The sequence below is a fragment of the Kineosporia sp. R_H_3 genome (assembly GCF_002198675.1).
In the GTDB taxonomy this organism is placed as follows: domain Bacteria; phylum Actinomycetota; class Actinomycetes; order Actinomycetales; family Kineosporiaceae; genus R-H-3.
Window position 1 is genome coordinate 1 of record NZ_MWLL01000124.1, and the last position, 14,223, is coordinate 14,223.

Genomic DNA, 14,223 nt, shown 5'->3' on the forward strand with positions numbered 1-14,223 from the left:
GTCACCCCCCTGCGGCACACCGCCGTCGCCGTCCCGCCGCCCGCGGGACGGCCCCTCGTCGTCTCCCCCGGGCGGTCGCCCCCGGCGGACCCGCGCCGCGCCTGACCTCCGACCGGAGGGCCGCGCGGCAGCCGCGTCCCGTCCGACAGCGCCGCCGCGACCCGCGCGGCGCGACCTCCCGGAGGCCTCCCGTGCCACGCACGCCCAAGAACGCCGAGAACGACCCGACCCCGGACGACCCGTTCCACTCCCGGAGCGGCCCGAAGGACGACGAGAAGAGCGACCGGAAGCCAGACCCGAAGACCGACCGGAAGAGCGACCGCCGGGCCGCCGACGCCGCGCTCGGCCGCAAGGAGCCGGTCGGCCGCGGCACCGTCGTCCGGGCCCTCGCCGCGCTGATCGTCGTCGGTGCGAGCCTCGCCGCCGCGCTGCTCATCCCGCCGCGCCTCGGCCTCGACCTGCGCGGCGGCACCCAGATCGTGCTCCAGACCCGGGACGGCGTCGGCGTCGTCGCGAACGCGGAGAACACCGACCGCGCGCTCGAGGTGCTCCGCAAGCGGGTCGACGCGCTCGGCGTCGCCGAGCCGACCCTGGCCCGCTCCGGCGAGCGCCGGATCATCGTCGAGCTGCCCGGCGTCCAGGACCCGCGCGAGGCGGCCGAGGTCATCGGCCGGACGGCGCAGCTGACCTTCCACCCGGTGCTCGGGCCCGGTGACCCGGCCGCCGTCCGCGACCCGGCCGCCGCGCCGGCCACCCCGACCGACCCGTCGAAGGAGCAGACCCTCGCCGACGAAGACGGTCAGCCGCTGCAGCTCGGGCCGGCCGCCCTCACCGGCTCCGCGGTCGACGACGCCGCGCCCCAGACCGACCCGCAGCAGGGGCCGGGCTGGTTCATCACCATCGACTTCACCGGCCCCGGCGGGACGGCGTGGCAGCAGCTCACGGGCGCCGCCGCCTGCGCCCAGCCCGGTGACCCGCAGCGCCGGGTCGCGATCGTCCTCGACGACCGGGTCATCTCCTCGCCCCAGGTCGACCCCTCGATCGGGTGCAACGTCGGCATCGGCGGCGGCTCCACGCAGATCACCGGCCAGTTCACCGACGCCGAGGCCCGCGACCTCGCCGCCCTCGTCCGGGGCGGCTCGCTGCCGCTGCCGGTCGACGTCCTCGAGCAGCGGACCATCGGCCCGACGCTCGGCGACGAGGCGATCGACGCCTCGACCCGGGCGGCCATCATCGGTCTGGCGCTCACGGCGCTGTTCATCACCGTCGTCTACCGGCTCGTGGGCCTGCTCGCCACGCTCGCGCTGGCCTCGTACACGCTCATCGCGTACGGGGTCCTCGTGTATCTCGGCGCGACGCTCACGCTGCCGGGCCTGGCCGGCTTCGTCCTCGCGATCGGGCTCGCGATCGACGCGAACGTGCTCGTCTTCGAACGTGCCCGGGAGGAGTACGCCGCGAGCGCCACGACGGCGCGCGGCACCGCCCGGACGCCGCGGGCCCGGCTCGGCAGCGCGCTCACCGCGGGCTTCGACCGGGCCTGGAGCGCGATCCTCGACTCGAACGTCACGACGCTCATCGCGGCCGGGCTGCTCTTCTGGCTCGCGTCGGGGCCGGTCCGCGGCTTCGGGGTGACCCTCGGCATCGGCGTCATCGCGTCGATGATCTCGGCGCTCGTCGTGACCCGGGTGCTCGCCGAGATCGCGCTGCGCAACCGCTGGGCGGTGCGGCACCCCGGGATCACCGGGGTCGCCGGCAGTGGCCGGGTGCGCCGGTTCGTCGAGGAACGCGGGCCGGACCTGTCCCGCCGCACCGGGATGTTCCTCGCGATCAGCGCGCTCGTGCTCGTCGCCAGCTTCGCGGGCGTCGCGCTGCGCGGGCTCAACCTCGGCGTCGAGTTCACCGGCGGCCGGCTCCTGCAGTACTCGACGTCGGCGCAGATCGACGTGACGACCGCCCGTGCGGCGGTGGCCGACGCCGGCTTCCCGACGGCCGTCGTCCAGACGACGAGCGAGGGCGGCAGCGAGGAGGTGACCGTCCGGACCCGTCCGATCAGCAACGACGAGGCGGCCCAGATCGAGGCGGCGCTGAAGCAGATCGACCCGCAGGTGACGAAGGAGTCCGACGAGCTCGTCGGGCCGACCCTCGGCGAGGAGCTGCGGAACAACGCGCTCATCGCGCTCGGGGTGGCCCTCGCGGCGCAGCTGCTCTACCTGGCGTTCCGGTTCCGCTGGACGTTCGGGCTCGCGGCGGTGCTCGCGATGCTCCATGACGTCGTCGCCGTCGTCGGGCTCTTCGCCTGGCTCGGGCGCCCCGTGGACGGCGTGTTCCTCGCGGCCGCGCTGACGATCATCGGCATCTCGGTCAACGACTCCGTCGTCGTCTTCGACCGGATCCGGGAGACGTGGCGCGAGCGTCCCGGGGAGCCGTTCGCCAAGGTCGCCTCCCGGGCCGTGCTCCAGACGCTCCCCCGGACCATCAACACCGGCATCGGCGCCATGGCGATCCTCGGTGCGCTCACGGTGCTCGGCGGCGACTCGCTGCGCGACGTCTCGCTGGCGCTGCTCGCCGGCCTCGTCGTCGGCACGTGGTCGACGGTCGCGACGGCGGTGCCGCTCGCGGCGGTCTTCGAGCGGTTGCGGGCGCGCCGGCTCGGGTCGTCCGGGCCGATCGGGGCCGGCGCCGCACCGGGCGGCCCCGGCACGGCTGCGCGGCGGACGCCGGCCGGTGCCGGTGCGTCGGGGCGCGGCGGCCGGTGGGCGGACGCCGAGGACCCGACCGACCCGTACGCGTTCGTCGACAAGGGCGGCGCGGTGAAGCGGGGCACCGCCGACTGACGCAGCGGTCTGCCCCGGGCGGCACTACGTCGTCCGGGGCAGACCGAGCACGACGCGGTGCAGGAGGACGCCGAGGGTGTCCTTCTCGGCGTCGTCGAGGCAGGAGACCGCGGCGGACTCGGCGGCGTTGACGCCGGGGAGCAGGTCGTCGACGAGGCGGCCGCCGGCGTCCGTGACCTCGAAGATCGCGAGCCGGCGGTCGCCGGGGGCGGGGTGCCGGTGGAGCAGGCCGCGGCGCTCGAGGGTGCCGGCGACGCCGCTCAGCGTGGCGCGCGAGACGCCGACCTCCGCGGCGACGTCCCGGGACTCGCGCGGTCCGTTCAGCCACAGCGTCCACAGCACCACGAACGCCGTCCACGACAGGTCGGCCTCGCGCAGCGCGGTCTGCTCGAGCCGGCGGCGGACGGCGGCGGCGGCCCGGTGCAGGTTCTGCAGGGCGGCGAGCGCGGCGAGGTCCAGCGGCATCCCGGCGAGGTGCTCGGCGACGGCGCGCTCGGTCTCCTCGAGCGTGCGGGTCCCGCGCACAGCACCTCCTCGCGGCGGCGCATGCGCCGCCCGTCGCGTGCCGCGAACCTAACCGGCGGCCCGCCTCCCGGGGGCGGACCTTCGTCCGGGAGGGCTTGCCAAGGTTACCGACGGGTAGCATGATGTGGTTACTCGTGAGTAACACACATGGAGGGCCACAGCCATGAGCCACTACAAGCCCAACCTCCGCGACATCGAGTTCAACCTCTTCGAGGTCCTCGGGCGGGCCCAGGTGCTCGGGCAGGGCCAGTACGAGGACGTCGACGTCGAGGTCGCGCGCGACATGCTCACCGAGGTCGCCCGGCTCGCGGTCGAGGACCTCGCGCCGTCCCTCGTCGACAGCGACCGAAACCCGCCGGTCTTCGACCCCGCGACGCACTCGGTGACGACCCCCGAGTCCTTCCGGAAGAGCTACCAGGCCTACGTCGACGCCGAGTTCTGGCGGGCCGACGTCCCCGCCGAGATCGGCGGCACCCCGATCCCGCCGTCGCTGCGCTGGGCGATGGCCGAGATGGTGCTCGGCAGCAACCCGGCCGTGCACATGTTCAGCTCCGGCTTCGCCTTCGCCAAGGTCCTCTACGCGCTCGGCGACGACGACCAGAAGACGATGGCCAAGCACATGGTCGACAACCACTGGGGCGCCACGATGGTGCTCACGGAGCCGGAGGCCGGCTCGGACGTCGGCGCCGGCACGACGAAGGCCGTGCAGCAGGCCGACGGCACGTGGCACATCAGCGGCGTCAAGCGGTTCATCACGTCAGCCGTCTCGGACTTCCAGGACAACATCGTCCACCTCGTGCTCGCCCGCCCCGAGGGGGCCGGCCCGGGCACGAAGGGGCTGTCGCTGTTCGTCGTCCCGCAGTTCCACGTCGACCTCGCGACCGGCGCCATGGGCGAGCGCAACGGCGTCTTCGTGACGAACGTCGAGAACAAGATGGGCCTCAAGGTGTCGACGACGTGCGAGCTGCGCTTCGGCGAGGTCGACGGGATCCCGGCCGTGGGCACCCTCGTCGGCGGCACCCACAACGGCATCGCACAGATGTTCAAGATCATCGAGGCCGCCCGGATGATGGTGGGCACCAAGGCGATCGCGACGCTGTCGACCGGCTACCTCAACGCACTGGCGTACGCCAAGGAGCGCGTCCAGGGCGCCGACCTCACGCAGATGACCGACAAGGCCGCGCCGCGCGTGACGATCACGCACCACCCCGACGTCCGCCGCTCGCTCATGACGCAGAAGGCGTACTCCGAGGGTCTGCGCGCGCTCGTGCTCTACACGGCCGCCCAGCAGGACGCGATCGCGGTCGCCGACGCGGCGGGCGACCGGGACGAGATGGCCGAGCGGGTCAACGACCTGCTCCTGCCGATCGTCAAGGGCGTCGGGTCGGAGCGGTCCTGGGTGCTGCTCGGCACCGAGTCGCTCCAGACGTACGGCGGCTCGGGCTTCCTCCAGGACTACCCGCTCGAGCAGTACGTGCGCGACGCGAAGATCGACACCCTCTACGAGGGCACGACGGCGATCCAGGGCATGGACTTCTTCTTCCGCAAGATCGTGCGGGACAAGGGCGCCGCGCTCCAGCACGTCGCGGGCCAGATCGCCGAGCTGGTCAAGGCCGGCGGCGCGGACGACGCCCTCGGCACCGAGCGCGAGCTGCTCGGCAAGGGGCTGGACGACGTCCAGGGCATCGTCGGCACCATGGTCGGCGCGCTCATGACGAGCGACCCGCGGGCCGAGGGCGGCGACGTCCGCAACGTCTACAAGGTCGGCCAGAACACGACCCGGCTGCTCATGGCGACCGGTGACGTCGTCATCGGCTGGCTGCTGCTCAAGCAGGCCGAGGTCGCGCTCGCGAAGCTCGCCGAGGGGCCGTCCGCCAAGGACAAGCCCTTCTACGAGGGCAAGGTCGCGGCGGCCCGCTTCTTCGCCCGCACCGTGCTGCCGCGGATCGCGGCCGAGCGGGCGGTCGCCGAGGCCACGGACAACGCGCTCATGGACCTCGACGAGGCGGCCTTCTGACGCACCATCCCTGACGGCAGGCGCCGGGTGCCCTTCGACGGGTGCCCGGCGCTTCGCTGCGTGCGGGCCCGCCGCGGCTCAGGTGGTGAAGCGCGGCGGCGGGCGGCGGTCCGGCATCGGCAGGTGCGGGAGCAGGGCCTGCCCGCGCGGCGTGAGCCGGTAGCCGACGGGCAGGCTCTCGGTGAGCCCGAGCGCCTTGAGCCGGCGCACGCGCAGCTTGAACTCCTGCCGCTCGAGGCCGGCCAGGCCCACCCGGGGCGCGAGGTCCGTCGAGACGACCCCGGGGTGCCTGTCGACGAGCCGCAGCACGACCGACGTCCACGGCGCACCGGCCGCGGCGTCCATCCGCGCGAGCCGGCGGAGCAGGTCAGCGACGTCGTCCGGGCCGAGGTCGGCGGTGGCACCGAGGACCGCGCGCGGGTCCGCGCCCTCCTCGACGGCGAACCGGAGCCGGTACAGCGGCAGGTCGGCGTCCCCGCGGACGGCGGCGAGCAGGTCCGCCGGTGACGCGTACCCGGCGGCGGCCGCGTCGTCCGCCGTGACGTCCCGGGGTGCGACGACGTCGACGGCCACGACCCGGACCCGCGGCCCGTCACCACCCGTGCGGTACACCCCGCCCGCGACGACCTGCGGACGGCGCCACCGCCGCAGGGCGAGCGTCACCGAACCGTCGGCGAGGCCGTCGCGCAGGCGCTTCTCGAAGAGCACCCCTCCAGTGTGCGCGCCCGGCGTACCCGTCGGGGGCGGTCAGGACACCGCGACCGGCACCTTCTCGGCGAGGAACGCCACCTGGTCGGCGGCGACGTGCTCGAACAGCGGCGGCACGTAGGGGTCGAAGTGGCCGCCGGAGTACTCCAGGACCCGCACGTCGCGGATCCGCCCGGCGACCTTCCGGGACGCCCCCGGAGGCGTGACGACGTCGTCCGTCGCGACCTGGACGAGGACCGGGCAGCGCAGCCCGCGCACCGCCCGGCCCGGCGAGTAGAAGGGCATCGCGAGGCTGACCCGGGCGGCGACGACGCCGGCCACCGGCACGTGCTCGGGGGACTGCTCGGCCATCCGGTTCCACCCGGGCAGCGCGTCCGGCGACTGCAGCACCGCCCCCGACCCGGGCGCCCCGATCGACGGCACGTAGTGCGGGCCGCGGCCGACCGCGGCGAGCGCGAGGTCGGCGAACGCTCGGACCCCCAGCGCGAGCGAGAGCGTGGGCCGCAGGGCCAGCGCGCTCGAGAGGCCGTCGACGTGCGGCACCTGGGCGACGACCGCGGCGACGCGGCCGTCCTGCGCACCGACCCGCAGCACGTGGCCGCCGGACAGCGAGGTCCCCCAGAGGACGACGCGGTCGGCGTCGACCCCGGGCAGCGAGCGGGCGAAGGCTACTGCGCTTCGCCAGTCGTCGTGCTGGCGGCGGATCCTCAGCAGGCGCCGCGGCCGGCCGTCGCTGTCGCCGAAGGTGCGGTAGTCGAAGAGGACGACGACGTACCCGGCGGCGGCGAACCGCTCCGCGAAGGCCGGCAGCCGGGTGCGCCGGTCACCGCCGAAGCCGTGCGCCATGACGACGGCGGGGCGGGCACCGGCCCCGGGACCTGCGACGGCACCGGCGGGGCGGTAGACCCAGGCGGCGCAGCGGACGCCGCAGGACTCGAAGGCGGCGTCCTCCCGGACGAAGGTCGGCACGCCGGGGCTCGGGCTGGTCTCCATGGGACCAGCAGAACCGTACCAACGAGCATTGTCAAGGTCGGGTCCGGCGGGACGCCCGGACCCGTCAGACGTCCGCGACCGTCGGTGCCGCCTCGCTGTGGTCGGGGAGGACGATCGTGCGGGCCGCCGGGACCCCCGGCGCGACGACGGTCCGGCAGCGGCCGCCCCGCTTGGCGGCGTAGAGCGCGTCGTCGGCCCGCTCGACGATCGACCGGGGTTCCTCGTCGAGCACGGAGACGGCGAGCCCCACCGAGGCGCTCTGGCCGTCGGGGACCGCGGCGAGCAGCCGGGCCGACACGATGAGGGCCTCCTCGACGCTGCAGCCCGGCAGGCAGGCGGCGAACTCCTCGCCGCCCCAGCGGGCGAGCAGGTCACCGGGGCGCAGGGCCGCCTGCCAGGACCGGCCGGCGTCCTGGAGGAGCCGGTCCCCGGCGAGGTGGCCGCGGCTGTCGTTGTACGCCTTGAAGTGGTCGATGTCGATCATGAGGACGGCGACAGGCAGGCCGGCCGTGGCGCAGCGCCGCTGCACCGCGGCGTACGACTCCTCCCAGGCCCGGCGGTTCGGCAGGCCGGTCAGGGCGTCGGTGCCGGACAGCCGCAGCAGCTCGAGCGCCTGCCGCTCGACGTTCCGCACGAGCCGCGCGACCCGGAGCAGGACGAACGCGAAGAGCATCGCCACGCTCGCCGAGGCGAGCGCGGCGGCCGGACGGCCGTGGACGAGCGCGACGCCGAGCGCCGCGAGCGGACCGGACAGCCCGACGAACCACAGCGGGAGCAGGGCCGGACGGCGCAGCCGCGGCGTCCCCGTCGCGTCGTCGACGCCGGGCGCGACCGCCCCGGCACGGCGCCGGGCCATGGCGCCGGGACGGGTGACGGAGTCGAGCACCGCGTCGACGCAGCGGCGGGCGACGTGCCTGCGGGTGGCGGCCCGGCGCGCCACCGGCACGACCGACCGCCACGGCACCTCGTCGGACGCGACCGACGGCCGACGCCCGAACACACCCCGCGCTCGCACCATGCGACCACCTCGCCCGTCGTTGCCACGCCGCGCCCCTCCGACGCGGCGGCAACCGACCACGGCGGACGTCGGGCGGCACCCGGCCCGGGGGCCTGACCACCGCACCTGACGTCGTCCGTCATCGGTGGGGGAACCGTAGCCGGACGGTCGCGCGATTCATGATGATCCTAGGCTCTTGAGTGGTACGCACCAATAGTGCGTGTCGCTTTCTGCTCATGATCGATCACGTTCAGACGTTTGTGGATCTTGTTCCGTGACGATGGGTGGTCACGGCCTCACGGAGACCCGACGGCGGTCCGCGGCGGCCGCCGAAGACCTTCGGCATCGAGATGACCCTGCGTGACAGAGCGGCCGATCCGGACGCCGTCCGACACGTCTGTCACACGCGTCACCGCAGGTCACACGGGACCCACCCGCCACGCGGAGTGATCTCCCTGGAGCCCCCGGGCCCCGCACGGGACGCCGGGTGTAACGCCGGACGGCCCCCGAGCGCTATGACCACTGCCAGCGTCGGGGGACGACGCCGCGCGCCCCGAGCCGGGTGCCGCGGCACGCCCCCGCCGAGCACCGGCGTCCCGCCGCCGCCGTCCACGGACGCCCGGCGCGGGAACGCCCCGGACGACACGGAGGACGCCCCGTGCGGGAGGGCCGACCGCTGACGCCCGACCAGACCCGGGACGCGCTCGACGACGTGCTCGCGAGGGCCCGCGCCGGTGACGAGGCCGCCTTCGTCCGGCTCTACCGGGCGCTCCACCCGCGGGTCCTGCGCTACGCGGCCTCCCTCGTCGGTGCGGACGCCGAGGACGTCGCGGCCGAGGCCTGGCTGCACGTCGCCCGGGACCTGCCCTCGTTCCGCGGCGACGGCGACGGCTTCCGGGCGTGGGTCACGACGATCACCCGCAACCGCGCCCTGGACCACCACCGGTCCCGCGGACGGCGGCCCGTCGTGCTCGACGACGTCCTCACGTTCACCGACCGCCCCTCCGGGGACGACACCGCGGCGGACGCCGTGGAGCGGCTGTCGACCGCCCGGGCGATCGCCCTCGTCGCCACGCTGCCCCGCGAGCAGGCCGAGGCGGTCATGCTCCGCGCCGTCGTCGGCCTCGACGTCGCCGCCGCGGCGCAGGTGCTCGGCAAGCAGCCCGGCGCCGTCCGGGTCGCGGCGCACCGCGGGCTCAAGCGGCTCGCCGCCGAGCTGTCCCGACGGGCGGACCCGTCCCGGGGGCGGGCGGCGCTGTGACGGGCCGACGCGTAACGCCGCCGCCGCACCCGGCGCTGAGGGAGGTGACATGAGCATCTTCAGCCGCCGCCGCCTCGGCCGGCGCCAGTCCGAGCAGCTGCTCGACGGCGTCCGGCCCGCCTCCCCCGCGTTCGACGACCTCGTCGGGCTGCTCGCCGCCGCCCGCGGCCCGCAGCCGGCGGACGCCGAGCTCCCCGGTGAGCAGGCTGCGCTGGCCGCGTTCCGGAGGGCCGTGTCGACCGCCCCCGCGGCGGGCGTCGCGCCCGCCGGCCCGCACCCCCTCGAGGAGAACAGCCCCGTGCGAACCCTTGCCCTGCGGCGCCTGCTCGCCGTCAAGGTCCTTGCCGCGAGCGTGCTCACGGTCGGCCTCGGCGGCGTCGCCATGGCCGCGACCGGGATGCCGCTCGTGCCCGGCGGCGACCACCACGCCGCGACCCCGGCCGCGCACGCGTCGCCGGCCGGCTCGCCGTCCGACCGCCCGGGCACCACGCCGTCCGGCCGGGAGACCCGCTCCGGCACCCCGTCGGCCACCCGGACGCGGAGCACGGCCCACCGCGCCACGCACGAGAAGCAGCTCGTCGCCTGCTGGGCCTACGGCGCCGGACGGTCGAAGGCGACGCCGTCCCCCGTCAAGGCCGGGGTGCCCTTCGCCGACCTCGCCCGGGCCGCGGGCGGCAAGGACCGGGTCGCGGCCTACTGCGCGGCACTCGTCGCCGAGCTCTGCACGAAGGCCGACCCCGGGCACCTGCCCGGCTGCCCGAAGGCCGACCCGACCCGCAGGGCCCAGGGGTCGCCGTCCGACCGGCCGACCCGGTCCGGCACGAAGCCCGCGACCCGCCCGGCCGCCAGCGGTTCCCCGACCGACCGGCCCACCGCCCGGCCGAGCCGCAGCGCGCCCGACCGCTCGCCGACGCAGCACCCGTCGCAGACCCGGACGGGCCGCTGACCGCAGCGGTCCCGCCCGGCGGACCGCGACCTCCGGGAGCCGGGTCCCCCTCACCCAGCTCCGATCCCGCTGCGGCGGGCGACCGTGCCCCCCGGTCGCCCGCCGCAGCGCTGTCCGGGCGGCGTCCCCGGGACCGTCGCAGGCCCGCACTACAGTGCGCCGGGTGAGCACGGGGCTGCCGGAGGGGCCGGGGACGCAGGCGACGCCGGTCCCCGGCGGGACGCGCGGCTTCGACGCACTGCCGTACCACCGGGCCGTCGCCCACCGGGTACGGATGCTCGAGCCCGCGTCGTGGGCGTCGTTCGCCCAGGCCGCGGACGCCGACGACGGCACCGGCCTCGACGAGGCCCTGCGCCGCGGCGCGTACCGGCTCGACCCCGCCGCCCACCCGCACGTCGCGGCCGCGGCCCGGCGGGCGGCGGCCGCGCTCGGGGTCGACGTGCCGGTGAGCACGCACCAGCTCGAGGGCGGGGCCGGCGCGAACGCGGCCCTCCTCTTCACCCCCGGCGAGGCCGTCGTGACCTTCTCCGGCCCGCTGCTCGACCTGCTCGGCCCGGGTGAGCTCACCGCCGTCCTCGGGCACGAGCTCGCGCACCACGTGCTCTGGCGCCTCGACGGCGCCGCCCTGCTCGTCGCCGACCGGCTGCTGGACGCCGTCGCCCTCGACGCCCGCACGCCCCCGGTCTGGGCCGAGACCGCCCGGCGCTGGAGCCTGGCCACCGAGCTCGCGGCCGACCGCGGCGCGCTGCTCGCGTGCGGGGACCTGCGGACGGCGGTCGCGGCCCTCGTCCGGACGACGACCGGCCTGGCCTCGGCGGACCCGGACGCCTTCCTCGCGCAGGCCCGCTCGGTCGACCCGGCCGCCGGCGCCGCCCCCGGCCGCAGCCACCCGGAGACCGTGCTGCGGGCCTGGGCGCTCGAGGCGTGGTCGCGGTCGCCCGACGAGGGCGACGAGGCGGTCGCCGCCGTCCTCGGCACCGGTCTCGACCTCGAGGCCCTCGACCTGCTCGACCGGGAGCGGCTCGAGACGCTCACCCGGCGGGTCGTCGAGGCGATGCTCGCCGACCCGGCCCTGGCGACCGACGCCGTCCTCGCGCACGCCCGGCAGTTCTTCCCGGACGTCGCACCGACCCCCGGCGCCGCCGCCACCTTCGCGGTCCCGGCCTCGGCGACCGACGCGACCCGCCGCTACCTCGCGTACGTCCTGCTCGACCTCGCGACCGTCGACCCCGACCTCGAGGACGGCGGCCTGCGCGCCGCCCTCGCCCTCGCGGCCTCGACCGGCCTCGGGGCCGCGGTGGCGGACGCCGCGGCCCGGGAGCGCCTCGTCCCGGCGGCGACCCTCGACCGGCTCGTCGCCGCCGCCGGAGGCCCCGCATGACCGTCCACGCCTCCGTCCGGTCGCTCGTCGACCTCGCCCGCGAGCGCGGCGGCCTCGGCGCCGACGACCTCGTCGCCGCGCTCGTGCCGCTCCTGCGGCAGGTCGCGGACCTGCACGCCCACGGGCTGGTCGCGCCGCTGCGCGGGCTGTCCGGCGTGACCGCCGACGAGCGCTACCGGCTGCTCGTCGACCCGGCCGCCGCCGGCCCGCCGCACCGGGAGGACGCCCGCCTCGGCGCCGTCCAACGGCCGCAGGAGTCCGGTGCCGTCGAGGTCACCGGTCGCGGCGCCGTGACCCACGACGTCACCGCGGGCGACGCGCGGTACCGCGGCGACGTCCTCGAGCCGCTCGACCCCGACCTGCTCACGCCGGACGACGTGACCCGGCCCGTCCTCGTGCCCGGCTGGCAGACCTGGGAGGACGTCCTCGGCCACCACGACGCGCTCACCGACGTCGCCAACCTCGGCGGTCTGCTCTGCGCGCTCGCGTGCGGCCTCGACCTCGGCCTCGTCGAGGACGTCGAGCGGCTCGCCGCCGCGCGCGGCAACCTCTTCGCGCTCAACCCGCGGATCCACCCGGTCGTCGCGCAGGTCGCCACCCAGATGTCCGACCCCGACCGGCACCACCGGGCGCAGGACGTGCTCTCCCTGGCCGACCGGCTCGAGGACTACCGGGACGCCCCGGTCGACCTCGACCTGGGCCAGGTGCTCGCCGGGGCGGGCGCCCAGGCCGACCGCCGCCGCGCCGTCCTCGTCGCGTTGCGGGACAGGCTCTTCGACCTCTCCCGGCGCAACCGGCTCGTGCACTTCCGCAGCAGCCGGCAGTCGCTCGACCTCACCGAGGCGTCGGTGCCGCTGCTCCTCGACGTCCGCAACATCCGGCCCGAGCAGCTCTTCACGTGGACCCCCGCGGTCGCGAAGAAGGTGCTGTCCGGCAAGGGGTTCGTGCTCGGCTCGGTGCTGCGCTGGGACGACGCCCCGTACGCCGCGGCGATCCTCGACGGGATCATCGCGCAGGCCCGCCGCGACCGCGCCGAGTACGGCACCGCCCAGCTCCGGCTCGTCGTCGCGTTCCTGCGCTGGCACGACCTCAAGGGCGAGCGGGACGAGCGGATCTCGTCCCCGCTGCTCCTGCTGCCGGTGACGCTCACCCGCAAGCGCGGCGTCCGGGACAGCTACGTCCTCACCGCCGAGGGGACGACCGCCGAGGTCAACCCCGCTCTGCGGCAGCAGCTCTCGGTGCTCTACGGGCTCACCCTGCCGGAGCGGGTCGACCTCGCCGACGACCGGTCCGGTGACGGGTCGGGCGGCGTCGCCGGGCTGCACGCCGACCTCGCACGGCAGATCGCGGCGTCCGAGCCGGCGGTCACGCTGACCCTGCAGGACCGGCCGCGGGTCGAGCTCGTCCGGCAGCGGGCGCTCGTGCGGCTCGACGCGTTCGAACGGGCCGCGGCGCGCAGCCGGTCCGGCGCGGGCCGGCTCGAGGTCGGCCGGCGCTCGTGCGCCTACTCCTACCGCCGCAAGGACTACGCGCCGCTGGGGATCCAGCTCTTCCGCGACCGGGTCGCGCACCGGCCCGCGCCGTTCGGCACGGTGCTCGGCGAGGCGCCCCGCACCGACCCGGCGACGGCGCACGCGGCCGACCCGGCGGCCGCGGGCCCCGCGACGGCCGCGACCGGCGTCGTCCGCGAGACCGACACCTACAGCCTCGACCGGCGCTCGGCCGGCAACCCGTACGCGTGGGACGTCGACCTGTGCGCGCTGACGGTGGCGAACCTCAACTACCGCACCATGTCCCTCGTCCGGGACTTCACCGAGCTCGTCGAGGGCGGCACGACGTGCGCGGCGTTCGACCGGGTCTTCTCGCTCGAGCCGCGCCCGCTCGACCCGCCGCACCGGCGCGAGCTCGCCCTGACCGACCGGTACCTCGTCGTCCCGGCCGACGACTCCCAGGTCGCCGCCGTCGCCCGGGCGCGCGAGGGCGAGTCGTTCGTCATCCAGGGCCCGCCGGGCACCGGCAAGTCGCAGACGATCACGAACCTCGTCGCCGACTACGTCGCCCGGGGCCTGCGGGTGCTCTTCGTCTGCCAGAAGCGGGCGGCGATCGACGTCGTCCACGCCCGGCTGCGCCAGCAGGGCCTCGACGAGCTGACCTGCCTCATCCACGACAGCCAGGCGGACAAGAAGGCGTTCGTCCACGGCCTGCGGGACACGTACGAGGCCTGGACCGCCGGCGAGGGCCCCGACCTCGAGCAGGTCGAGCGGGCCCGCCGGGAGGTCGTCGCGGCGATCGACGCCGAGCTCTCCCGGGTGCGCGGCTACGAGAGCGCCGTCGGCGCCCCGACCACCGGCGGCGGTCCGACGACCCGTGAGCTCCTCGAGCGGCTCGTCGACCTGCGGGCGCAGGCCTGGCCGGACGGCGCCCTGCCGGCGGTCCGCCGGATGCTGCCGACCGCGGCCGCCTGGTGGGCGGCCCGGCCGGTCGTCGACCGGGTCGCCGCCGCCCTCGCCTCCACCGGGGCCGAGCCGGTCCTCGCGGCGAGCCCGGGGCGCTTCCTCGCA

General features: G+C 76.2%; 10 protein-coding genes. 6 read left to right on the top strand and 4 right to left on the bottom strand.

The genetic code is table 11. The features are described from left to right. The first annotated feature begins 395 nt into the window (after positions 1 to 395). Entirely contained in the window at positions 396 to 2,834 is a 2,439-nt protein-coding gene (gene secD / locus ECOMGDLI_RS12320; protein WP_369812739.1) for a protein translocase subunit SecD, read from the top strand. Positions 2,835 to 2,858: 24 nt separating this feature from the next. On the opposite strand, the gene ECOMGDLI_RS12325 is transcribed toward secD, so the two are convergent. Then, complete coding sequence (locus ECOMGDLI_RS12325) at positions 2,859 to 3,359, bottom strand: MarR family winged helix-turn-helix transcriptional regulator (RefSeq protein WP_088317133.1); 501 nt, start codon at positions 3,357 to 3,359, stop codon at positions 2,859 to 2,861. 163 nt (positions 3,360 to 3,522) lie between these two features. Here ECOMGDLI_RS12325 and ECOMGDLI_RS12330 point away from each other — a divergent pair, with 163 nt between their 5' ends. After that, on the top strand, positions 3,523 to 5,376 hold the full coding sequence (locus tag ECOMGDLI_RS12330; protein WP_088317134.1) for an acyl-CoA dehydrogenase: 1,854 nt from the start codon (positions 3,523 to 3,525) through the stop codon (positions 5,374 to 5,376). Positions 5,377 to 5,454: 78 nt separating this feature from the next. Here ECOMGDLI_RS12330 and ECOMGDLI_RS12335 read toward each other — a convergent pair whose 3' ends face one another. From ECOMGDLI_RS12335 to ECOMGDLI_RS12345, 3 genes are all read right to left on the bottom strand, one after another. Further along, positions 5,455 to 6,084, bottom strand: coding sequence for a hypothetical protein (locus ECOMGDLI_RS12335; RefSeq protein ID WP_088317135.1), 630 nt, complete (start codon positions 6,082 to 6,084; stop codon positions 5,455 to 5,457). Between the two features lie 39 nt (positions 6,085 to 6,123). Further along, a complete protein-coding gene (locus ECOMGDLI_RS12340) occupies positions 6,124 to 7,077 on the bottom strand; it encodes an alpha/beta hydrolase (RefSeq protein WP_088317136.1) in 954 nt (317 codons plus the stop codon). A 64-nt stretch (positions 7,078 to 7,141) separates the two neighbouring features. After that, on the bottom strand, positions 7,142 to 8,095 hold the full coding sequence (locus ECOMGDLI_RS12345) for a GGDEF domain-containing protein (RefSeq protein WP_088317137.1): 954 nt from the start codon (positions 8,093 to 8,095) through the stop codon (positions 7,142 to 7,144). A 637-nt stretch (positions 8,096 to 8,732) separates the two neighbouring features. Here ECOMGDLI_RS12345 and ECOMGDLI_RS12350 point away from each other — a divergent pair. The 4 genes from ECOMGDLI_RS12350 to ECOMGDLI_RS12365 all read left to right on the top strand — a co-directional run. Beyond that, positions 8,733 to 9,335 carry an RNA polymerase sigma factor gene (locus ECOMGDLI_RS12350; protein WP_198954797.1) on the top strand — a complete coding sequence of 201 codons (603 nt, stop codon included), beginning with the start codon at positions 8,733 to 8,735 and terminating at the stop codon, positions 9,333 to 9,335. A 49-nt stretch (positions 9,336 to 9,384) separates the two neighbouring features. Further along, the gene (locus ECOMGDLI_RS12355; protein ID WP_088317138.1) at positions 9,385 to 10,281 is read left to right on the top strand and encodes a hypothetical protein; all 897 of its coding nucleotides are present in this window, start codon (positions 9,385 to 9,387) and stop codon (positions 10,279 to 10,281) included. Between the two features lie 163 nt (positions 10,282 to 10,444). Next, on the top strand, positions 10,445 to 11,662 hold the full coding sequence (locus ECOMGDLI_RS12360; RefSeq protein WP_088317139.1) for a M48 family metalloprotease: 1,218 nt from the start codon (positions 10,445 to 10,447) through the stop codon (positions 11,660 to 11,662). Next, on the top strand, positions 11,659 to 14,223 hold a 2,565-nt coding region (locus tag ECOMGDLI_RS12365; protein ID WP_143447677.1), incomplete at its 3' end, for a DUF4011 domain-containing protein. The genes ECOMGDLI_RS12360 and ECOMGDLI_RS12365, both read left to right, overlap by 4 nt.